General features: G+C 72.3%; 19 protein-coding genes and 3 pseudogenes. 10 read left to right on the top strand and 12 right to left on the bottom strand.

Annotation, left to right across the window (positions count from 1 at the left end; translation table 11 throughout):
- The first annotated feature begins 945 nt into the window (after positions 1-945).
- On the top strand, positions 946-1134 hold the full coding sequence (locus ACNAW0_RS02750; protein ID WP_416286062.1) for a hypothetical protein: 189 nt from the start codon (positions 946-948) through the stop codon (positions 1132-1134).
- Between the two features lie 321 nt (positions 1135-1455).
- Here ACNAW0_RS02750 and ACNAW0_RS02745 read toward each other — a convergent pair whose 3' ends face one another.
- The 3 genes from ACNAW0_RS02745 to ACNAW0_RS02735 form a co-directional block, all read right to left on the bottom strand.
- Entirely contained in the window at positions 1456-1749 is a 294-nt protein-coding gene (locus ACNAW0_RS02745; protein WP_416286061.1) for a hypothetical protein, read from the bottom strand.
- A gap of 699 nt (positions 1750-2448) precedes the next feature.
- Positions 2449-3966, bottom strand: coding sequence for a recombinase family protein (locus ACNAW0_RS02740; RefSeq protein WP_416286060.1), 1518 nt, complete (start codon positions 3964-3966; stop codon positions 2449-2451).
- A 36-nt stretch (positions 3967-4002) separates the two neighbouring features.
- Positions 4003-4152, bottom strand: a complete 150-nt coding sequence (locus tag ACNAW0_RS02735; RefSeq protein WP_416286059.1) for a hypothetical protein — start codon at positions 4150-4152, stop codon at positions 4003-4005.
- 226 nt (positions 4153-4378) lie between these two features.
- On the opposite strand from ACNAW0_RS02735, the pseudogene metF reads away from it, so the two are divergent.
- Positions 4379-5297: pseudogene (gene metF / locus ACNAW0_RS02730) on the top strand (methylenetetrahydrofolate reductase [NAD(P)H]).
- A 109-nt stretch (positions 5298-5406) separates the two neighbouring features.
- On the opposite strand, the gene tnpA reads toward metF, so the two are convergent.
- Entirely contained in the window at positions 5407-5823 is a 417-nt protein-coding gene (tnpA, locus tag ACNAW0_RS02725; RefSeq protein ID WP_416286058.1) for an IS200/IS605 family transposase, read from the bottom strand.
- Between the two features lie 24 nt (positions 5824-5847).
- Here tnpA and ACNAW0_RS02720 point away from each other — a divergent pair, with 24 nt between their 5' ends.
- Both ACNAW0_RS02720 and ACNAW0_RS02715 read left to right on the top strand, forming a co-directional pair.
- Positions 5848-7131 carry an RNA-guided endonuclease InsQ/TnpB family protein gene (locus ACNAW0_RS02720; RefSeq protein WP_416286057.1) on the top strand — a complete coding sequence of 428 codons (1284 nt, stop codon included), beginning with the start codon at positions 5848-5850 and terminating at the stop codon, positions 7129-7131.
- Between the two features lie 27 nt (positions 7132-7158).
- Positions 7159-7848, top strand: a complete 690-nt coding sequence (locus tag ACNAW0_RS02715; protein ID WP_416286055.1) for a CDP-alcohol phosphatidyltransferase family protein — start codon at positions 7159-7161, stop codon at positions 7846-7848.
- Positions 7849-7929: 81 nt separating this feature from the next.
- On the opposite strand, the gene ACNAW0_RS02710 is transcribed toward ACNAW0_RS02715, so the two are convergent.
- From ACNAW0_RS02710 to ACNAW0_RS02685, 6 genes are all read right to left on the bottom strand, one after another.
- A complete protein-coding gene (locus ACNAW0_RS02710) occupies positions 7930-9414 on the bottom strand; it encodes a phytoene desaturase family protein (protein ID WP_416286054.1) in 1485 nt (494 codons plus the stop codon).
- Between the two features lie 12 nt (positions 9415-9426).
- Entirely contained in the window at positions 9427-10548 is a 1122-nt protein-coding gene (locus ACNAW0_RS02705) for a glycosyltransferase (protein WP_416286053.1), read from the bottom strand.
- Positions 10549-10624: 76 nt separating this feature from the next.
- Positions 10625-11647: a carotenoid biosynthesis protein gene (locus ACNAW0_RS02700; RefSeq protein ID WP_416286052.1), complete on the bottom strand. Its 1023-nt coding sequence runs from the start codon at positions 11645-11647 to the stop codon at positions 10625-10627.
- On the bottom strand, positions 11644-12222 hold the full coding sequence (locus ACNAW0_RS02695; protein WP_416286051.1) for a GNAT family N-acetyltransferase: 579 nt from the start codon (positions 12220-12222) through the stop codon (positions 11644-11646). The genes ACNAW0_RS02700 and ACNAW0_RS02695 overlap by 4 nt, the downstream gene beginning before the upstream one ends.
- On the bottom strand, positions 12219-12953 hold the full coding sequence (locus tag ACNAW0_RS02690; RefSeq protein ID WP_416286050.1) for a monooxygenase: 735 nt from the start codon (positions 12951-12953) through the stop codon (positions 12219-12221). The genes ACNAW0_RS02695 and ACNAW0_RS02690 overlap by 4 nt, the downstream gene beginning before the upstream one ends.
- On the bottom strand, positions 12950-13459 hold the full coding sequence (locus ACNAW0_RS02685) for a YbaK/EbsC family protein (RefSeq protein ID WP_416286049.1): 510 nt from the start codon (positions 13457-13459) through the stop codon (positions 12950-12952). Before ACNAW0_RS02685 ends, ACNAW0_RS02690 begins: the two co-directional genes overlap by 4 nt.
- 119 nt (positions 13460-13578) lie before the next feature.
- Between ACNAW0_RS02685 and ACNAW0_RS02680 the strand changes: the two genes are divergently transcribed.
- The gene (locus ACNAW0_RS02680; protein ID WP_416286048.1) at positions 13579-14181 is read left to right on the top strand and encodes a TetR/AcrR family transcriptional regulator; all 603 of its coding nucleotides are present in this window, start codon (positions 13579-13581) and stop codon (positions 14179-14181) included.
- A gap of 15 nt (positions 14182-14196) precedes the next feature.
- Positions 14197-14868 (top strand): lysophospholipid acyltransferase family protein, encoded by a 672-nt coding sequence (locus ACNAW0_RS02675; RefSeq protein WP_416286047.1) that lies wholly within the window; start codon positions 14197-14199, stop codon positions 14866-14868.
- 146 nt (positions 14869-15014) lie between these two features.
- Here ACNAW0_RS02675 and ACNAW0_RS02670 read toward each other — a convergent pair whose 3' ends face one another.
- Together ACNAW0_RS02670 and ACNAW0_RS02665 are read right to left on the bottom strand one after the other, a co-directional pair.
- A complete protein-coding gene (locus ACNAW0_RS02670; RefSeq protein ID WP_416286046.1) occupies positions 15015-15509 on the bottom strand; it encodes an FMN-binding protein in 495 nt (164 codons plus the stop codon).
- A gap of 20 nt (positions 15510-15529) precedes the next feature.
- Entirely contained in the window at positions 15530-16924 is a 1395-nt protein-coding gene (locus tag ACNAW0_RS02665) for a ferric reductase-like transmembrane domain-containing protein (RefSeq protein WP_416286045.1), read from the bottom strand.
- A gap of 551 nt (positions 16925-17475) precedes the next feature.
- Between ACNAW0_RS02665 and ACNAW0_RS02660 the strand changes: the two genes are divergently transcribed.
- The 4 genes and pseudogenes from ACNAW0_RS02660 to ACNAW0_RS02645 all read left to right on the top strand — a co-directional run.
- Positions 17476-17979, top strand: a complete 504-nt coding sequence (locus tag ACNAW0_RS02660; RefSeq protein WP_416286044.1) for an SAV_6107 family HEPN domain-containing protein — start codon at positions 17476-17478, stop codon at positions 17977-17979.
- A gap of 142 nt (positions 17980-18121) precedes the next feature.
- Positions 18122-18871, top strand: coding sequence for a hypothetical protein (locus tag ACNAW0_RS02655; RefSeq protein ID WP_416286043.1), 750 nt, complete (start codon positions 18122-18124; stop codon positions 18869-18871).
- 76 nt (positions 18872-18947) lie between these two features.
- Positions 18948-20237, top strand: a pseudogene (locus tag ACNAW0_RS02650) (DNA polymerase Y family protein); the annotation flags it as partial.
- 117 nt (positions 20238-20354) lie between these two features.
- Positions 20355-20684, top strand: a pseudogene (locus tag ACNAW0_RS02645) (DNA polymerase Y family protein); the annotation flags it as partial.
- Positions 20685-20774 lie beyond the last annotated feature (90 nt).

The following is a 20774-nucleotide window of genomic DNA, read 5'->3' as shown; positions in this document are numbered from 1 at the left end:
AGGAAGCTAGCAAGCTCCCAGGTCATACGATCCGAATACCCCGGCGTCCCCGTGACGCCATCCGGGTAATAGACCGTTTCGCCTAGGCGTTCATTCCAAACCGCGTCACCGTTCCGGGGTTCCCGTGGGATAGCCGGCGCCCTCCCAGAACGCCGCAGACGGCGTAACAGGGTCGCTTGGTCATTACGGCACCGGGTGCGGCAGTAGAGGGCCCTACGGCCGTGCCGACGATAGGACGGCTGGTCAAACAGCCGGTCACAGTGCCGGCAACGCCGCGTGTAAACGGTCAACGCGGTCCCCCCGTCCGCTTGGCGTGAACGTCCATGGCCTCAGCCCAACTCAGGTGATACCAATTCGGGGCCGGATACCGGCGAGGCTCAGCGTCCGACGCCTCACCCAACACAAGGAAGTAATCCCGGCCGAACGGGTCACGTCCGGCATGCAGGGACCAATCCCAAAGCTCTAGTAGGTCATCGAAATGTTGGCCCCACGGGGCCACCACAGGGGCATCCAGCACTTGCGCCGGGGTGCTCTCCCCCTGGTGCTGCTCGACCACGGGCCCGGACGGCTTCCCAGTGCGGCTAGGAGCCTTCCCCGCTTTCCTGGCACGGTAGGCGGCCTGCCGGTCCGCCCGTCGCCTACGGTCGCACCCCTCACGACCACACGTAGCCTTTGCGTTCCCCATACGGGTACGGGCGAGGGCCCGACCACAGACACATTTCTTCAACGTCTCTCCTCTCAAGCGTTATGCGCGTGTTACGCGCGTCGTTACGGGCGTTCCGTCGTTTGTGCAGGTCAAGGGCATAGAAAACGGCCGGGAAGCCGGCCGTGTAGACAAGCGTTATGCGCGTTCGAAAAAGCCTGCGTGGGTCACCTGGCGGAGGGCTTCCGGGGAAGTTTTGTCCGAGAGCGCCTGTGTTGACGTCCGGCGGTACAGTGCCGGCCATGACTCAGCAGCACGAATCGCGGTGGAGCCTCAACTACACCGGCAACCGGGTCCTGCTCGGCGTCCTGGCCGGCCTCCTCGTACTGCTCCTGTGCGGTAGTGGGCTTGGCGCGGTGGGGCAGCTCCTTGTCGTCGCCCTGGTCACCGCGATCACCTACGCGCTTGTCACGACGCTGCGGCGCCGCTGACAGTTCCTCCTTTCAAGATCACCGCGGTAACTTGCTCTAGCTTCCCTTGGTTGGATTAGGAAAGGGTTGGTAGTAGTAGGCAGAGCTACGGCTCTGCCGTTCCCTTGATTGGTTCACAACCACCCCGGCAAAGCGAGCGGAGGGCGTCAGCCCGAAAGCGAAGCTGCGAACGTAGTTCGCTATACAGACGGGGCCGTTAGGCCCCTCTACGGTTTATAGCTTTAAGGGCTCTAACAGAGCCCTTCTCTCTCTTTAGAGAGATATGGAGGGGTGACCACCCCCCTACCCTCACCCCCCCTTCCAGGGGGGTAGCGACCCCCCCTACTCGGGAGAGACCAGAGGGATGTAAACGGTCCGGTTCTGAGGACGCTTGGCAGCGTCGTAGCTGTCCCGCATCGCTTCCTTGACGTGCGCTTCCGCCTGGTCGCCAGTCAGCACCCGCAACAACCCGGCCTCAACCAGCTCCCGGTAACCGCTCTTAAACTCTTTCCGGTCGTACAGACCGGTACGCCTCACTAGCTCATCCTGAGAAACCCATGTGCCACGGGTCGGCGGAGGCACCGGCTTATCCGCGAACGAATCGGAGATAGCAACAGCAGCTTTAAGCGCCGTCATGGTCAAACCCCGGCCGTTGGGACGCTTAGCCAGCATGCAAGCTTGACGCCACCTGATACGCCAATCGCCGCGCATCCTCGGCCCCCTGGTCGTGGCGGGCTTCCGGGGTTGTTGGGTAGTGGCCGCCTGAACCGCCGGCCCCTGGACGACACTAGGGCGCGGGAAGCTGGCCGATACCTTCTCAGGCTTACACCTCGTAGGATCGTAGGGATCAGAAGGGCACAACCAATAAACCCCCTGGTCAAACACTTTCGTGCCGTGAGGGCACGTAGGGATATTCACAGTCTGTCTGCCTGCCTTTCTGTCGGTCTAGCGGCCGCTGTTACTCGGCAGCGTGCCGTTAGCCCGCATTTGAATGCGGCGCAACTGGTTCGCTTCCTCAAGTGCCTTGACCAGCCGCACTAGCAACGCCATAACCTCACCGGTCACTGTCTGCCTACCTTCCATAACTTCCGAAAATGGGCACGGCTGAGCCACAGCCGTTTAAACGCGATTAGAGAGAAACGGGGCCCTCAAGGGGGCCCGCCGGGGTACCGCAGCAAACACATTCTAAGGGGGGCCAACACCCCCCTCTGTCCGCGACGGAGGGCGTCACGGGAGCAGCGTACCTAGGCCGTCCGGCCGGCCCCACCGTCCGCGCCAGGGCACGGGAAAGCCCCCGGCCTACCGACCGGGGCTGTTAGCCGCTCTCAGCGGCTCTCAGGCCGTTCTAGCGGCCCTCTCTAGAACCCGTTGCTGTAGGTCGTGAGGGATCTCGACGGACACGCGGCCACCCTCAAGGGCTGGCGCACCCGGCAGCAGGGACGGCGTACGCACCGGGGCAGCGTGCAGCGTCACCCGCAGCCCGGACGCCAGCAGGAACGCCCGCCGTTCCTCCACCGTCGCCAGGCCGTCCCACGTCTCACGGAACGTCCGCCCGGTGGGCACCATGTCCCAGCGGTCAGGGACAGGCGGGACAGCTTCCAATTCCTTCTTACGCTGCCGCAAATCCAGGAACCGAGCCTGATACTCGGCGTCTTCGCCTTCAAACAGGCCGGCATCCCGGTCAGCCCTAAGCTCCCGCAACCGCCGTTCTATCTGCTCAAGCTTCGCCGCGTTATCCTCGCCAGGAATTAGCCGGCGCTCCAACACCTCAAGGTCACCAACGAAGAGAAGGAACGTTTCGGTAGCGGCCTCCTCCAAAGCGTCCGCCCGGATGGTTTTCACGGAACACGTTGGAGGCGCACCCGTTCTGCCCTTGCACCGGTAATACTGGTGCTGCATAGGGCCTTTACCGCCACTCGCGTAAACCCGATACAGCGGCAACCCGCACTCACAGAAAGCGATATGCAGCAGTGGCGCAGTCGTGGCGGTCCGAGTCTTCTTCTTGGACAGCTTCTCTAACGCATCCTGCACCTGTTTCCATTCGGCGTACGTCACCAAAGGTTCCGAACGCTTCACCGGCAGATCCTTCTCATCCGTTACCGGTTTGCCGTCCTTCTCCATTTCTCCGAGGAGAGTGCGAGACTTGAGGATCGGAAGCAGGGCAGTGGTTTTCCACTTGTAGCCCATCATCGGTTTACCAACCGACTGCCGGTAATGATCTGAAGGGGTGGGGATGCCGCGAGAGTTGAAGTCGATACAGATAGCGTTCATGGAGCTGCCAGCCAGGATGCGGCGCACAATCTCCCGGACGTGCTTGGACGACACGGGATCAGGGGCCAACTTCCAGCCTTTGTCCCCTGGTTGCCGCACCGGCATATAGCCGTAGGGCGGGGTGCCGCCGCCCCAGCGGCCCGCCTTCCGCAGCTTCACCCGTCCGTCCGTGATCCGCTCCCGGATAGCGTCACGCTCGAACTCGGCGAACATCGCGAGCATGCTTGCGATCATCCGGCCGAACCGGTCGGACGTGTTGATCGGTTCCGTTGCGGAAGCCACGGCCTTCCCCTGGCCGTCCGCCCACTCAACCAGGCTCACAAAGTGCAACAGCCGGCGTGACAGACGGTCAACCTTCCACGCAACCAGGCCGTCAAACTCGTCCGCCCGGTCCCGTAGCCACGGCCCCAACCCGGGACGGTCCCACGGGGACAGGGCCCCGGACACGTCCAGGTCTTCCGCCCACCCGATGATGGTGTGGCCGTGTAGCTCAGCCCATTTGGTTACAGCGTCTCGCTGCCGCTCCGGGCTGGTGCTTTCGTCAGTCTCTCGGCTGAGCCGGATCACCCCAAGTATGCGCACGTCAGGCAGTGTACGGGGTTGCTGTAACTCTGTCTGCTACGCTACCTCGTGCCGGGTCAACGTCGGCACGCCGGAGGCGGCGCAAAGCTCGGTGGCGACCCGCTGCTGGCTCCAGCCGCGCGCGGACCGTAGCTCGGCAAGGAGCGGGCCGAGCAGCCGTGGCTCGGACTGCGGGAACGAGATCATCGATCCTCCGGAGGGCATCGGCGCGGGTGGCGACGCGGACGCCCGGCAGTGCCGGGTCCGGCGCGCCGCCGATCGTGCTGACCCCCGCGCGGGCCCCCGAGGGTCGGCCACCGCCGGCCCCACCGCGCTGCCCCGTTCCTACCCCCGGGGTACGACGTTCCTCGCGCCGTGCTCGCGGGCTGGGAAGATCCTGGGTACGACGGGACGTCCCGGTTACAGTCGATCCGTGGCGCTCGGTCTTCCCTCGGTCCTCCCCAATCCGCAACCGGCCATCGGGGAGCTGATCCGTGCCGGCCAGCCGACCTTCTCGTTCGAGTTCTTCCCGCCGAAGACACCGCAGGGGGGAGCGCCTGCTCTGGCAGGCCATCCGCGAGCTGGAGTCGCTGCGCCCCTCGTTCGTCTCGATCACCTACGGCGCGGGCGGTTCGACCCGGGACACCACGGTCGCGGTGACCGAGCGGATCGCCACCGAGACCACCCTGCTGCCGATGGCGCACCTGACCGCGGTCAACCACTCGGTCGCCGAGCTGCGGCACGTCATCGGCCGGCTGGCCTCCGCCGGCGTCCGCAACATGCTGGCCGTGCGCGGCGACCCGCCGGGCAACCCGGGCGGCGAGTGGGTCCGGCACCCGCAGGGTGTGTTGTACGCCGAGGAGCTGGTCCGGCTGGTCCGCGACGCCGGCGACTTCAGCGTCGGGGTGGCGGCATTCCCGTACAAGCACCCGCGCTCGCCCGACGTGGCCAGCGACACCAGATACTTCGTCCGCAAGTGCCGGGCGGGGGCCGCGTTCGCCATCACCCAGATGTTCTTCGACGCCGACGACTACCTGCGGCTGCGGGACCGGGTCGCGGCCGCCGGCTGCGACACCCCGATCCTGGCCGGCGTGATGCCGGTGACCCAGATGGGCACCATCGAGCGGTCCGTGCAGCTCTCCGGCGCGCCGTTCCCGCCCGCGCTGGCGGAGCGGTTCGCCCGGGTGGCCGACGACCCGGAGGCGGTCCGCCGGCTCGGCATAGAGCAGGCCAGCGAGATGTGCGCGAGGTTGCTGGACGAGGGGGTGCCCGGGATCCACTTCATCACCCTCAACCGGTCCACGGCGACCCGCGAGGTGTGGCAGCACCTGCGGGCCGGCGCGCGGGTGTGACGAGCCGGCCTCCGACACCGGCACGCCCTGCTACCGAGATGCGGGCCAGTGCTCCGCCCTTCAATGCGGGGGTGGAGGCCCGCACGGGAGGGCCGTCAAGGCCCGTGCTCTAGGCCGGTCGGTTCTGCTGCTCGATGTAGTGGCGTAGGACGGTCAAGGGTGCGCCTGCGACGGAGCCGGCGAAGTAGGATCCGGACCACAGCCGCGCGCCTCGCCAGAAGTAGCGGCGGATCTCTGGGAAGTCGCGGCGCAGGTAGCGCGAGGAGACGCCCTTGAGGGAGTTGACCAGTTTCGACAGTGCCACCTTGGGCGGGAAGTTAACCAGCAGGTGGACGTAGTTGTCTGCGCCGTTGAGCTCGACCAGCTCGCATTCGAACTGCTCGCACACCTCCCGCATGACTTGTTCCAGGTAGTGCAGGTGTTCGTCGGTGAAGATCGGCGCCTGATACTTCGTGAGGAAAACCAAATGGGCGTGGAGTAGGAAAGTGCAGTGCCTGCCCGTGCGAACTGGGTAGTCGGTGGCCATGAAACCAAGCGTATGATGTGGAACGTGAATGCGGACACGGGCCGGAGGTACCGGCTGTACCCCACCGAGGAGCAGGCGCAGCGTCTGACCGTGTGGGGGCACACGTGCCGCTGGCTGTACAACACCGCGTTGGAGCAGCGCCAGTTCGCGTGGCAGCAGCGCAGGGTCACCCTCGGGGTCACCGTGCAGTGCGCCTCCTTGACCGAGGCGCGTAAGGAACTCGACTGGGTCGCGGACCTGCCAGCGCAGTCCGGTCAACAGGTGTTGCGCCATCTCGATCAGGCGTACCGCAACTGGTGGGATCCGCAGCATCCCGCCGGGCCGCCGACACGCAAGCGTAAGTCGGCGCGGTTGTCGGTGCCGTTTCCCGGTCAGGCGATTGCGGTGCGGCGGGTCAACCGCCGATGGGGCGTGGTCAGCCTGCCGAAGATCGGCGAGGTGAAGTTTCGCTGGTCTCGTCCGTTGGGCGGTGTGGTCCGGAATGCGGTGGTGTCCTTCGATGGTGTTGCCTGGCACGTCGGGTTCGGCGTCCATGCCGGCGTCGCGACGCCCGAGGCGCACGCCCGGCCGGGCACCATGGTAGGTGTGGACCGTGGGGTGAAGGTCGCGTTGGCGATGTCCGACGGGCGAATGTGGAACCGTGCCTTCACCCCACCTGGTCGCGAGCGGCGGCTGCCCGGGCTGAAGTCGAAGGCTGGCCGGCAGGAGACCGCCCGCCGCAAACGCGGCGCGAAGACGTCGAACCGCGCGCGGAAGGTCCGTGCGGAGATCGCCCGAACCGAGGCGAAGGTCCGTAACCGGCGGCGTGACTTCGTGATGTGGGCGGCGAACCGTCTCTGCACCCAGCATGCCAACATCAAAATCGAACGCCTCCGCGTCAAGGCGATGACCGCCACCGCGAGGGGGACCATCGGCGAGCCTGGCGTCAACGTGGCCGCGAAGGCCGGGCTGAACCGGGCGATCCTCGACAAGGGCTGGGGCATGTTCCAGGTGGCCTTGGCCAATCGTGCACGTACCACCGGCACCCGGATCGCCAGGGTGCCAGCCGCGTTCACCTCCCAGCGGTGCAGCCGCTGCGGGCACACCGATCGGAACAATCGCGAAAGCCAAGCGATGTTCCGGTGCGGGTCCTGCGGATACCAGGCCAACGCTGACGTGAACGCCGCGATCAACATCCGGGACGCCGCCGAGGCGGCGTCCCCACTCACCGGGCGGGCAGTCCGGGACAGGAGTCGAAAGGCGTCCTGTCGACCACCCACCCAACGCCGGCGACGTACGGCGCTGGAAGCGGGAGTCTCCCGCCTCTAGGCGGGAGAGGATGTCAAGGTTGATCCCGTGGCGGGCACGCAGCTGAACTGGGACCAGTACGCGACCGCGTGGGCGCGGCTGCACGGCGGGTTCGATCCTCGGGCCGCCGCGCCGGTGGTCCGTGCCTGGCTGCGCCTCGCCTACCACCTCGGGTACGTCCTGGGTCGGCTCCGGGTCGGCCCGACCCCGGTGACCGTGTTCGGGGTGCTGCTCTGCGTTCCCGTACCGCTGCTGGTCGGGCGGCCGGGCGACGGGCCGTTCCTCGGCGCGCTGTTCGTGCTGCTCGCCTCGGTGGCGGACAGCGTCGACGGGGCGGTGGCGGTGGTCACCAACCGCACCACCCGGCTCGGCTACGTCTACGACTCGATCGCCGACCGGCTCGGCGAGGCCGCCTGGCTGATCGCGTTCTGGCTGCTCGGCGCGCCGGGTGCGCTGGTTGCCGCGGCCGGCGGCCTGTCCTGGCTGCACGAGTACGTCCGGGCCCGGGCGATCGCCGCCGGCATGCGTGAGATCGGTGCGGTGACCGTGGGGGAGCGCCCCACCCGGGTCTGCGTGGCCCTGGGTGGGTTGCTGGTCGCCGGGCTCACCGGGCTGATCGACACCGACGTGGTCGCCGGCACCATCACCATGGCCGCCACGGTCTGGGTGCTGCTGGCCGGCTACGGCCTCGGGCAGCTCCTCTCCACCGTCCGTCGCGCCCTGATCGACGCCGGCTGACGGCTGGCGCGCCCATCGCTGACGGTGAGTGTGAGAAGGGAACCCTTCTCTACCGTAGGCGTTAACAGAGGGCCCTTCCTTTCACCAGGCCGGGCCGATCTCGGTGGCGACGATCTCCGCCGAGAGGGTGACCATGGGGAGGCCGCCGCCGGGGTGGCTGGAGCCGCCGACCAGCCACAGCCCGGCCGCCGGGCCACGGTTGGCCGGGCGCAGCAGGCCGCCCGCGGTGCCGTAGATGGCCCCGCCGGGCGCGCCGGTCGCCGCGTCCAGGTCGGCCGGCGTACGGATCTCGCGGAACACCAGCCGGTCCCGGACGTCGGCGCCCCGTTCGGCGAGCACGTCGAGGATCCGGTCGGCGTACGCCTCGGCCAGTCCCGGCCGCCGCCAGTCGACCGCCCCGGCGGCGGTGCCGTGGCGGGCGGCGTTGACCAGCACGAACCACGCCTCGTGCCCGTCCGGGTGGACCGCGGGGTCGGCCGGCACGGTGACGAAGACCGCCGGGTCGACGGCCGGCCGGGCCCGCATCCCCCGCCCCGGTGCGCCGAAGACCGCGTCGAACTCGGCGTCGTAGTCGTCGGGGAAGAAGACGGTGTGGTGCGCCAGCCCGGAGCCGCCGCGTACGCCGAGCAGCAGCACGAAGCCGGCCAGGCTGCGGTCGGTGAGCCCGGCCAGCCGGCGCGGGGTGGGCAGCAGGTCCCGGTAGAGGGTGAGCGCGTCCACGTTGGCCACCACCACGTCGGCGGGGACCGGGGCGAGGGCGCCGGCGAGGCGTACCCCGTGCACCCGGCCGCCGGCGGCGTCGATCCGGGTGACCGCGGTGCCGGTCCGCACCACCACGCCGAGGTCCAGGCAGCGGGACAGCAGCGCGTCGGCGAGGGTGGCCAGGCCGCCGCGCAGGTACCAGCCGCCGTACGTCAGCTCGGCGTACGGGACGGCGACCAGCGCGGCCGGTGCCCGGCGGGGGTCGGCGCCGGCGTAGGTGGCGTACCGGTCGAGCAGCATCCGCAGCCGCGGGTCGGACAGGTGGCGGCGGCCGAGGCCGCGCAGGGTGCGGCCGGGACCGATCGCGGCCAGGTCGCCGAGCCGCCAGGCCAGCGCGGCCAGGTCCCGAGGGGAGTCGATCGGGCGGCGCAGGATGTCCCGGTGCGACGCGTCCCAGACCCGGGTGGCCCGCCGCCAGAGCCGCTGCCAGTCGGCGGTGGCCCGGTCGCCGAAGGCCGCGCCGATCCGGGCGGCGAACTCGGCCGGGTCGGCGCAGGAGTCGAGGCTGGGGCCGCCGGGGAAGACGTGCCGGACGATCGGGTCCAGCGGCACCAGGTCGAGGTACTCGTCGAGTTTCGCGCCGGTGGCCTCGAACAGGTCGTGGAGGACCTGCGGCAGGGTGATCAGGCTCGGTCCGGTGTCGAAGTGGTACGCGCCCTCGGGGGTGTCGTGGACGTACCGGCCGAGCTTGCCGCCGACCGTGTCGGCCCGCTCGAAGACGGTGACCTCGTGCCCGGTGACCGCCAGCCGGGCGGCGGCGGCCAACCCGCCCACGCCGGCGCCGATGACCACGATCCGCGCCATGGCGTGCCCCTTCTAGACCGGGCGACCCCGCCAGGTGAGCCGGCGTCGCTTCCGCAGATGGTACGACCGCAGGGTCAGCCAACCGAGTAACCCGACCGACACGGGGTGGGCCAGCGCGTCGGGCCAGGCCCGCCCGCCGGTGGCCCGCGCGCTGACCACCCGCCCCGCGACACCCAGCAGGTATGCGATGAGCGCAACCGTTGACACCCCTGGTGCCGTCGGGGCAAACCCCACCGCGATCAGCGGGGGCGCGGTGAAGAGCAGGAGCAGCAGCGTCACCACCAGCGCGGCGGTGACCGGATGCCCGAAGGACGCCCAGAGCGACTTGGTGTAGCCGTCGCGCAGCTGCGGCCAGGTCTCGTACATCCGGCAGGTGGCCAGCCGGGAACCGTCGGCCAGGGCGATCCGACCGCCCGCGCGCTTCACCGCCCGGGCCAGCTCGATGTCTTCCAGCACCCGGTCGGCCACCGCCGCGTGCCCGCCGGCCCGCAGGTAGCCGGCCCGGTCCACCACCAGGAACTGCCCGCCCGCCGCGGCCAGGGACGGCCGCGGCGAGCGTTCCATCGCGCGCAGTGGCAGGAAGGTCAGCCACAACCACTGCAGCAGCGGCTGCACCAGCCGGTCGGCCGCCGCCCCCACCAAGATCCGGGGGTACGGCGACAGCAGCGTGACCCCCGCCGCGCGCAGCTCGGTCACCGCCGAAGCGACGGCGTACGGGGTGAGCACCACGTCGGCGTCGACGAAAGCCAGCACGGTCGGAGCCGGGTGGGTCCGGGTGGCGAGCTGCCAGCAGGCGTGCGGCTTGCCCAGCCAGCCGGGTGGCGGGGCGGCCCCGGTGAACAGGGTGACCCGGGGGTCGTCGCCGGCGACCGCGCGGACCACGTCGGCGGTGTCGTCGGTCGAGCCGTCGTCGAGCACCACGATGCGCAGGTCGGGCACCCCGCGCTGGGCGAGCAGCGCGCGCAGGCACGGCGTCACCCGGTCGGCCTCGTCGCGCAGGGGCAGCAGCACCGCCACCGCCTCGGTCACCTCGACCGGGCCGGCGGCGGGGCGGCGCAGCCAGCGGGTGGCGTTGAGCCAGCCGTGCGCCGTGAGCGCGGCGACCGCGACCGCCAGGGCGAGCACGACGCTCATGCCATCGCCTCCCTGTGGTCGGCGACGTCATGAGGCACCGGCACACTGAGCTGGCTGATTCGCTCGCTCCGCTCGCTCATGCCGTCGCCTCGACGCCGGGGCGGGGCGCCGGGTCCACCTCCCGGGGCTCGGGGGCATGGCGGCGGGCGCGGAGCAGCGCAACCGCCAACGGCACGGCGGCCAGCGCCATGCCGGCCCCGCCCCAGACCGCCGAGGCCGGCAGCCGGAGGAAGACCGCGTGCGCCAGCACGCTGGCGGCGTACGTCCACAGGTAGAGCGCGAACATCGGCGCGTCCCGCCGGTCGGTGCGGTCGACGGCCGGCCCGGCGAGCGGGCGCAGCGCCGCCGCCAGCAGCACCGCGAAGAGCAGCCAGCCGAGGTAGTTGCTGGCCGGGACGCCGGGCAGGCCGGGCAGAGCCGGGGTGGCGTCGCGCCAAGCCCAGTAGCCCTCGGCCACCATCTGCGGGTCGAGGAAGAGATCCCAGGCGGCCAGCCCGACCGCGGCCAGCGCGATCCGGCGGGCGCTTCGACTACTCCAGCTCGGCTGGCGGCCATAATTCGGCCTCCGCGCCGCTAGACGGCGCTCCGGACCGAATGAAGGCCGGGCGGCCACGTAATTCGGCCTCCGTGCTGCTAGACGGCGCTCCAAACCGGATGAAGGCCGGTCTGGCGCCGCGCCGCGACCTGGAGCCGTCGCCGGTCCGGGGCGCGCCCCGGCGGCCGGGGTGGCGGGCCCGGTCAGCCGGACCGCCGTGAGCCACGCGGGCCAGGCCATCCAGGTCCACGCGAGGGGGATGATCAGCGGCACCCCGGCCAGCTTCGGGCCCAGTTCCCCGGAGTAGTCGTAGCTGCCGAACGGGAAGCCGGTGGCCACTCCGAGCGCCTCGACGGCGAACCCGCCGCCGGTGGCCACCGCGACCAACGCGAGCGCGGTACGCGTACCCCGGCTGAGCAGCGCGTGGCCGACGGAGAGCAGGTAGCCGAGCCCGACGGTGGCCATGGTCAGTCCGGCCCGGGTGGTGCCGGCAGTGAGCGGGTAGCCGATCTGGACGAGGACCAGGCCGGCCAGCAGCGCCCAGGGCAGCCGGCCGCGGATCATGGCGTGGCCGCACCAGGTGCGGCGCCGGGGCCGGGTGGGGGCAGCGGCAGGTCCCGGCCGAGCACGCCGAACGGCCGCTCGTCACCGGGAAAGTGGAAGTCGCGCAGGATGTCGACGAAGCCGAACCGTCGATACAGCCGCCAGGCCCGGGACTTCTGCTCGTCGGCCTCGGGCGTGGACAGCAGGGTGGTCGTACCCTCCGCCATGGTGAGCAGGGCGCGCAGCTGGCCGGCGCCGAGGCGGTGCCCCTGCGCGGGCGGGCGGACGTGCAGCTCCACCACCTCGAAGCAGTGGGTCAGCCAGCGCCGCCGGGCCTCGGTGCCCAGCGTCCGGTGCACCTGGTCGTGCCACCACTGGCCGGCGGCGCCGAGGTAGCCGTAGCCGAAGCCGGCCAGGTGCCCCTCGCTGGTGAGGCTGGCCACGGCGCGGAAGCCGGGGCGGCGGACGTGGGCGGCGATGTAGCCGCGCCGGGCCTCCAGCAGGTCGGCACGGTAGCCCATCGCCTCGCCGTACACGGCCACCACGTCGTCGAGCCGCCGGACCAGGTCGTCCGGCGTCCACCGCACCAGCCTCATGCGTGTCCTCTCACTGATTCCGGATCGCCCTCGGCGGCCCATCCCAGCACCGCGAGGTCGCCGACCACGTCGCGCACCGCGAAACGCGCGAACAGCTCCTCCGCGTACCACCCCTCGGTGCCGGTACGCGTGATCGCGGCGCGGTGCTCCGGGTGACGGTACGCGAACGCGACCAGGTCCGTCGGGTCGCGCCACACACTCACCGTGCCCTGCCAGCCCAGCGGCGCCTCGCCGATGCCGAACCGGGCGAGCAGCCCGGGCGCGCCGGCCAGGGCGGTGGCCACCGGCGGTACGGCCCGCCAGAACGTGACCGCCCGGCGGGCCCGCAGCCGGGCCCGGGTCAGCGCCAGCACCGGACCGGTGACCCGGCCGCCGGACGGCTCGTCGAACGGCCGGTGGCCGGACCACTCGCCCCGGCTGGACAGCGGGCGCAGCTCCAGCCGGACCGAGGATCGGGCGATCCGGGCCCAGGACCGGCCGACCGGCGAGGCGTCGAAGCCGGCCGCCGCGGCGGGGGAGTCCCACACCACGAGGGCGGCCCACCGGGTCAGGTCGGCGTCGCCGGGGCCGAAGCCGTTGCCCGTCCCGGTGCCGAGCAGCTTGCCGAACCGTACGCCGGGGGCCCGGCGCAGCCGCGCCGGATGCACCGCCATCCGGGCCAGCGCCCGGGGGACCGCCGCGCGGGAGATCCGCCACACGTGCAGCGTGACGAGCCCGGGTACGGGGCTCACGCCACCTCGGCCGGCTTGCCGGAGGTGATCCGCAGCAGCTCGGTGTACGTGCTGGGGAAGACCGCCTGAGGTACCCCGCCGGCCGCCCACACCTCGTCGTACGCCTGCAGGGCGGTGTCGACCACGGTGCGCAGCGGGCGGGGGTGGCCGACCGGGGCGACCCCGCCGATCACCTGTCCGGTGTGCCGCTTGACGAACTCCGGGGTGGCTCGGCGCAGGCGGGTGACCCCGAGGGACGCGGCCAGGCCGGCGGTGTCCACCCGGTGCGCGCCGGAGGTGAGGACGAGCAGCGGTGCGTCGTCCGCGTCGAAGATGAGCGAGTTGGCGATGGCGCCCACGCCGACGCCGAGCGCCTCGGCCGCCGCCGCGGCGGTGTGCACCGCCTCGGGCAGCACGCGGACCTGACTCGCCGCGCCGGAGCCGTTTCGCGCGCCCGCGTCGTCGAGCGCGCGCTGCACCGCCTGCACGTTCGGGTGCACCGCCTGCACATCTGGCTGTGATTGCATGCCGCCCATTCTGCTTTCTGCCCCGTTCCGCACCACACCCGCCCGGGCGAGACGCAGGGCGGGGTGGTTCGTCCATCGTCTAGTAGACGTTGTCTACGGATCTCTGGTAGACACCTCTCATGGATCAGCCGAACGTCGGTCTCCGGGCTCGCCTGGTCGCGACGGGCGTTGAACTGGTGGCCCGGCAGGGGGCGGAAGGCCTTTCCCTGCGGGAGATTGCCCGGCAGGCCGGGGTGTCGCACGGAGCCCCTCGTCGGCACTTCCCGACGCACCAGGCGCTGTTGGCCGCCATCGCGCGGGAGGGCTACCGGGAACTCGGCCGGCAGGTGGACGAGCTGCTCGCCGACAGTGATCGGGACCCGTACGACCTCCTGCTCGCACTGGGCTGGTGCTGCCTGGAGTTCGCCCGCGGAAACCGGGGCATGTTCGAGTTGATGTTCCGGCACGACCTGCTGCGCGGTAATCAGATGGGCCTGCGGGGGGCCAGCGTGCCGTTGTTCGGGGTGCTCGTCGACCTGGTTGCCCGCGCCCGCCCCGCCTCGCCCGGCGGGCCGCCAGCCACGGTGATCGCCGGTGCTCTCTGGGCCAACCTGCACGGGCTGGCCCAGCTCCTGCTGTGGGGCAGCCTGCAGTTGGTGACCGGGGTCGACGAGGTCGAACCGTTCCTGCGCGCCGCGCTGGACGCCCATCTCGGACCCGCCGCAACGTCGTCCGAATACTGAGAGCGAGGACTGCCAGTGCTGGTGCAGGCGATCGTACGACGATTGCTCGCGCCACTCGCCCGGCTGATCTACCGGCCGGTCGTCGAGGGGCGTGAGAACGTGCCGAAACGCGGGCCGGTGATCCTGGCGGCCAACCACCTCTCCTTTCTCGACAGCATCGTGATCCCCCTGGTGGCACCTCGGCCGGTGGCGTTCCTGGCCAAGGCCGAATACTTCCGGCGGCCCGGGTTCCGGGGCTGGCTGACCCGGGCCTGTCTCACCGGGATCGACGCCGTACCGGTGGCGCGGGGTGATCACCGGGCCGCCCAGGAGTCGCTGGAGGTCGCGCTCGGCATCCTCGCCGCCGGGCGGGCGTTCGGCATTCACCCCGAGGGCAGCCGGTCCCGGGACGGGCGGCTCTATCGGGGGCGTACCGGCGTGGCGTGGCTCGCGTTCGCCTCCGGGGCACCGGTCGTCCCGGTCGCCGTGGCCGGCACCGACCGGATCCAGCCGGTCGGCGCCCGACTGCCCCGGATCGGGCGGATCACCGTACGCTTCGGCACCCCGCTGCGTTTCCCGCCACGGCCGGTCAGCGCCGGTCAGGCCCGGCGCGCGGTCGCCGACGAGATCATGGCGGCGATCCAGGAGCTGTCCGGCCAGGAGCTGGCCGAGGGCTACAACGAACTCTCCGCCACCACCGTCGGCTGACCGCCGGGAGGGTGCGGGAATCGTGATTCGTCTGCGCTGTCAGTTCCAAAGGCGGCGAACCCCGGGGTGTCGGTGGGGGCGCGCGCTGGGCACCGGCTCGCTGGCCACCGACGCCGGCCTGCCCGACTACGCCACCACCACCGTGCTCACTTCAGGTGCGCCGCGTCGATCGCGGCCTGGAGGGACTCGCGGTAGCCGTCGCTGGTGACGGTCGCGCCGGAGACGGTGTCGATCTGGGCGCTCTGCGCGGCCAGGGCCTCCTGCCGCAGGATCGGCACCGCGTAGCCGTTGATCTCCCGGTCCCGGCGGTTGCCGTCCGGCAGCTGTACGGCACGGATGTCGGTGATCTTCCCGCCGGAGACGGCGATCTTCACCTGCACCGGTCCCCATCGGGTCTGCGCCACCGATCCGGTGGCCGTGCCACTGGACGACCCGTTCGACGAGCCGTTCGACGAGCCTGATCCGGTGGAGCCGGCGGTGGAGCCGTCGCCCGTGCCGTTCCAGGAAGCGCCGGCCGAGCCGTCGGAGCCCGTGGCGATCGCGCTGCTCTCCCCGCCCGGGCCCATGGTGCTGGTCTTGTAGCTGAACAGCAGCACCACTGCGGCCACGGTGGAGAGCAGCCAGAGGGTGATCCGGCGCACGGATCCTCCTTTCGCGCCTGTCACCAGGCGAAACGTTCGTGGTGGACGTGCGCGTCGGGGACGCCGGCCGCGCGGGCGGCGGTGCGGGCGGCGTCGACCCAGCCGTCCGGGCCGCAGAGGAAGACGTCGTGCGCGGCGATGCCGGGGGAGAGCCTACGCAGGGCCTCCGTGCCGGGCATCCCTTCGGCGTACGCCGGCAGCCAGGACGGGCGCCGTGCCCGCGGGCCGACCAGGTGGTGCACGACCAGCCCGCGCTCCGCGGCGAGCTGGTCCAGCTCCGCCCGGAAGGCGAGGTCCTCAGGGGTACGCGCGCGGTAGAGCAGCACCGCCTCACCGGGGGCGTACGGCAGCTCCCAGAGCAGCGCCAGCAGTGGGGTGATCCCGACCCCGCAGGCGAGCATGGTGATCCCGCCGCCGCGCCAGTGTTCCCCGGTCAGCCGCCCGTACGGCCCCTCGACCAGCACCTTCGTGCCCGGACGCAGGGTGGCCGCCCGGGCGCTGCCGTCGCCGAGGTCCTTGACGGTGATCCGCATCAGGTCCCCGTTCGGCGGCGCCGACAGCGAGTACGGGTGCGCCCGCGACCAGCCGGGACCGTCCAGGAACCGCCAGAGGAGGAACTGGCCGGCCCGGGCGGGCAGCCGGTGCAGGTCGCGCCCGCGCAGCCAGACCGAGGTGATCCCGGGGGCCTCGGGGACCACCGCGGCCACCTCGATGCGGTGCCGCAGCGAGCGCCAGGCGGGCAGCCCGAGCCGGTAGACCAGCACGGTGGCCAGCGCCAGCAGGTAGACCGTCCACCAGTAGGCGCTGGCCGCCGCCGAGCCGACGAAGTCGGCGCCGGCCCAGAGCTGGTGCGGCAGCGCCAGCGCGACGCCGAGGTACGCGTACAGGTGCAGCAGGTGCCAGGACTCGTAGCGCAGCCGGCGCCGGGCCGCCCGGACCGAGGTCACCACCACCAGCACCAGCAGGGCCAGCGCCGCGGTGGCCAGCAGCATCCCCGGGTACGTGACGACCAGGTCCCAGGCCTCGGCCAGCACGCCCCGGCGGGCGGTGCCGGCGTACCCGAGGGTGATCAGCACCACGTGGGCGAGCAGCAGGTGGAAGGAGGTGAACCCGGTGAGTCGGTGCCAGTGGGCGATCCGGTCCTGGCCGAAGCGCCGCTCGATCAGCGGTACCCGGGCCATCAGCACCACCTGGATGAGCATCAGGTCGGCGCTGACCAGGCCGGCGAGCCGGCCGAGCGAGGTGAGGCCGGTGGCGGGGCCGGCCAGTAGCTCCTGCACCCCGCGGTCGGCGGTCCAGAGGGCGGTGACGACCAGCAGGCTGAGCACCGCGGCGCTGACGGCGACGTCGGCCCACCAGGCGGGAGCCGCCGGCAGGGTGCGGCGTACGGCCCGGTCGGCGACGGCGGCAGTCACCGGGTGGTCGCTTCGGTGCGGCTGGCGACGTTCACGGCGTCAACCCTGGGCCAGGGAGCTCGGCGTTCCCTTTGCCGATGCTGTGGGCCACCTGAGAATCCTTCGGTCGGTGGCGGGTCGGCGCCGACCCGCCGGGCCGGACGGCGCTCGGCGCGTCGGGCGGGTCACACGTTGCTTTTTCGCCGGAGGAGAGGTGTACTGTCACGGTAGTTAGAACGAGTGTTCGATTCGGTCGTACGCTCGTTCCAACGTCCGGGAGGGGTGTTTCGCGGCGCCGGCTCCCGGGAGGTGCGGTTCCGCGGACCGCACCGGGCTTCGGACAGTCGCGAGTCCGGGCCCGTCAGGCAGGATCGTCGCTCGCCGCCCACGACCCCCGGGCGGCGGGCGACGGACCCGCCGGTACGCCGGCCGGGTGTGGTGTGGGGAAGCGTCCACACCCGGCCGGCCCCACACCAGGTGCGTCTTCCTCCGCACCACCCGCTCCGGGCGTCCCGCCGGCGGATTCGATCCGTCGCGCGGCCCGCCCGCCCCGGCCCACGCGGAGGAGAACCATGCCGACCAGTCCGGCCCAGGCACCGGCGGTGCCCGCGCACGTGCTGCCGCACCGCACCCCCGCCCAGCTGCTCGTGGTGGCCCGCCACGGGCTGGCCGAGGCAGCCCGGACCCGCCCCGACGGTCTCCGGTACGCCGCCGCCCACCTCGCGGCGCTGCGCGCCGCCGCTGCCCTGCTCGCCGCCCGCGCCCGCCCCACGCCCACCCGGCGCAGCCGGATCACCAGCGTCTGGGTCCTGCTCTCCGCCGTCGCCCCCGAGCTCGACGAGTGGGCCGGCTACTTCGCCGCCGGGGCGAGCAAGCGGGCCGCCGCCGAGGCCGGGATCCCCCGGGTGGTCACCGCCCGGGAGGCCGACGACCTGCTCCGCGCCGCCGAACAGTTCGTGACCGTGGTGGAGACCGCCCTCGGCCTGGCGCACCAACCGGCGTCCCACGGTCTGTTCCGGCCACTCCGGCTCGGCGTGTCTGACGCCACGCCGCGACCCGGAGCAGCCGCCGCCTGACCGGGGCGACGTCCGGCCACCCGACGGGGAGGCGGGTGGCCGGACGCGCGTCCGGTCGGGCGGCGTCCGCCGCACGCACAGATCCAGCAGCACTACCACGGGATCGGTACCCGTGGGTGACACACGACAGGGGGTAGGTCCGATGGCGGGCCGCATGGTGGTCGGTTCCGCCGCACTGGCTGAGCTGGTACGTCCGGCGAGCGCGCCCGACCCGGCGGGCGGCCACCGGGTGCTGCCCGTCCGGCCCGAGCTGACCGGGCTGCTGCCCCACCGCGGGCTGCGGCGCGGCAGCACCATCGCGGTCGGTGTCGGGCAGCCCCGGCACAGCGGCGGGACGTCGCTGATCCTCGCGCTGCTCGCCGAGGCCTCCCGGGCCGGCTCGTGGTGCGCCGTGGTCGGGGTGCCCACCTTCGGGGCCGGCGCGGCGGCCGAGGCCGGGATCGCCCTGGACCGGCTCGCCCTGGTGCCGCACCCCGGACCCGAGTGGCCCACCGTCGTCGCCGCGCTCATCGACGGGGTCGACGTGGTGGTCACCGCCGTGCCGGCCCCGGTCTCCGCCTCCGTCGCCAGCCGCCTGGCCGCCCGAGCCCGGCAGCGCGGCAGCGTGCTCGTCCCGTACGGCCGGTGGGACGGCGCGGATGTCACGCTCCGGGTGGTCCGTGGGGTCTGGGAGGGGCTCGGAGCGGGCCGGGGGCGGCTGCGCCGCCGGGAGGTGACCGTCTCGGCTCGCGGGCGGGGCGCGGCCGCCCGCCCCAAGGAGATCAAGGTCTGGCTGCCCGGCGACGAACTGACCCGGGTCATTCCGCGCACCGCCGGTCGGCTCCGGCGGGTCACGCCGGCCCCCGCCGTCCCGTCGCGTCGGGGGGCGCTCGCCCTGGTCGGCCGGGCATGAGCGAGCGTCAGCGAGCGAATCATCGGTGCAGTGTGGTGGTGCCTCATGTCGACGCCGAGCGAAGCGAGGTGGCGGCATGAGCGGGGCGCCGGTGCGGACCCTGCTGCTCTGGTGCCCGGACTGGCCGGTCCTCGCCGCCGAGATCGTCGATGGGGTGCCCGCCACCGAACCGGTCGCGGTGCTGCACGCCAACCGGGTGGTCGCCTGCTCCGAGCGGGCCCGCGCCGAGGGCGTACGCCGAGGGTTGCGCAGGCGGGAGGCGCAGGGACGGTGCCCGCAGCTCACCGTCGTCGACCACGACCCGGGCCGGGACGCCCGGGCGTTCGAGCCGGTGGTGGCCGCCGTCGAGGAGGTGGCCGTCGGGGTGGAGGTGGTCCGCCCCGGGGCCTGTGCGTTGGCCGCCCGGGGGCCGAGCCGCTACCTCGGCGGGGAGGAGGCGGCGGCCGAGCGGATCGTCGAGCAGGTTGCCCAGACCTGTGCGGTGGAGAGCCAGGTCGGCATCGCCGACGGGGTCTTCGCCGCCGGGCTGGCCGCCCGGGAGGGGCGGATCGTGCCGCCCGGCGGGACCCCGGAGTTCCTGGCCACCCGGCCGGTCGAGGCGCTCGGCCGGCCCGCCCTGACCGACCTGCTGCGCCGGCTCGGGGTGCGTACCCTCGGCGACTTCGCCGCGCTGCCCGCCGGCGACGTGCTGGCCCGGTTCGGCTTCGACGGGGCGCTGGCCCACCGGCTCGCCGCCGGCCGGGACCATCGGCCGCTGGCGGTCCGGCAACCCCCGGCTGACCTGATCGTCACCGCCGGGTACGACGAGCCGATCGACCGGGTCGACGTCGCGGCGTTCGCCGCCCGGACGCTGGCCGAGCAACTGCACGAACAGCTGGCCGCGTACGGGCTGGCCTGCACCCGGCTCGGCATCGAGGCGGTCACCGCGCACGGCCAGGAGCTGCACCGGGTCTGGCGGCACGACGGTCTGCTCACCGCCGTGGCCATCGCCGACCGGGTCCGCTGGCAGTTGGACGGCTGGCTCTCCGGCAGCACCGGCCGGGGCGGTGCCCGCCCGGCCCGCCCCACCGCCGGGATCATCCGGCTGCGGCTGGTGCCGGACGGGGTGCTCGCCCAGGCCGGCCTGCAACCCGGGCTGTGGGGGGAGACCGGTGCGGAGCGGGAGCGGGCGCACCGCGCGCTGAGCCGGGTGCAGGGCATCCTCGGTCCCGAGGCGGTGGTCACCGCCGTGCTCGGCGGCGGACGCTCCCCGGCCGACCAGGTACGCCTGGTCCCGTGGGGCGACGAACGACTGCCCGCCCGTCCCGGCGAGCCACCCCTGCCGGCCGGGCCCACGTCACCGGACGAGCCGGGCCCCGACGGGACGCCCGGCGGCGGGTCCTCGATCCACCCGGTATGGGCACAAACCGCGGCCTCCCTCGCCCCGGACAGCCCGACCTACCGTAAAGCGAGTGGATCATCGCGGTCGGGCGGGGCGGCGGCGGTCCCGCCGTGGCCGGGGCGGCTGCCGCCACCGGCGCCGGCGGTGGTGCTGCCCGCCCCGCTCCTCGCCACCGTGCACGACGCCGCCGGGGAGCCGGTCGTGGTCAGCGCCCGGCTGGCGGTGAGCGCCGCCCCCGCGCGACTGGTCGTGGAAACCGGCCGGCCGGCCGAGATCGTCGGCTGGGCCGGCCCGTGGCCGGTGGACGAGCGCTGGTGGGCGCCGGCCGAGGCCCGGCGTCAGGCCCGGTTCCAGGTCTGCCTGGCCGACGGTGCCGCGCTGCTGCTCGCGGTCGAGGGCGGCCAGTGGCTGGTGGAGGCAATCTATGACTGATCGTTCCCAGGCTGCCCGAGATCTTGGACGTTTTCGGCCCCTGGAGGGGCGTCAATCTTCCAAGATCTCGACGCGGGCAGGGCGGGGAGC

This window comes from Micromonospora sp. SL1-18 (assembly GCF_047921505.1).
GTDB lineage: Bacteria > Actinomycetota > Actinomycetes > Mycobacteriales > Micromonosporaceae > Micromonospora.
Note: the sequence above shows the minus strand (reverse complement) of the source record. Positions and strands in the feature narration are given on the sequence as shown.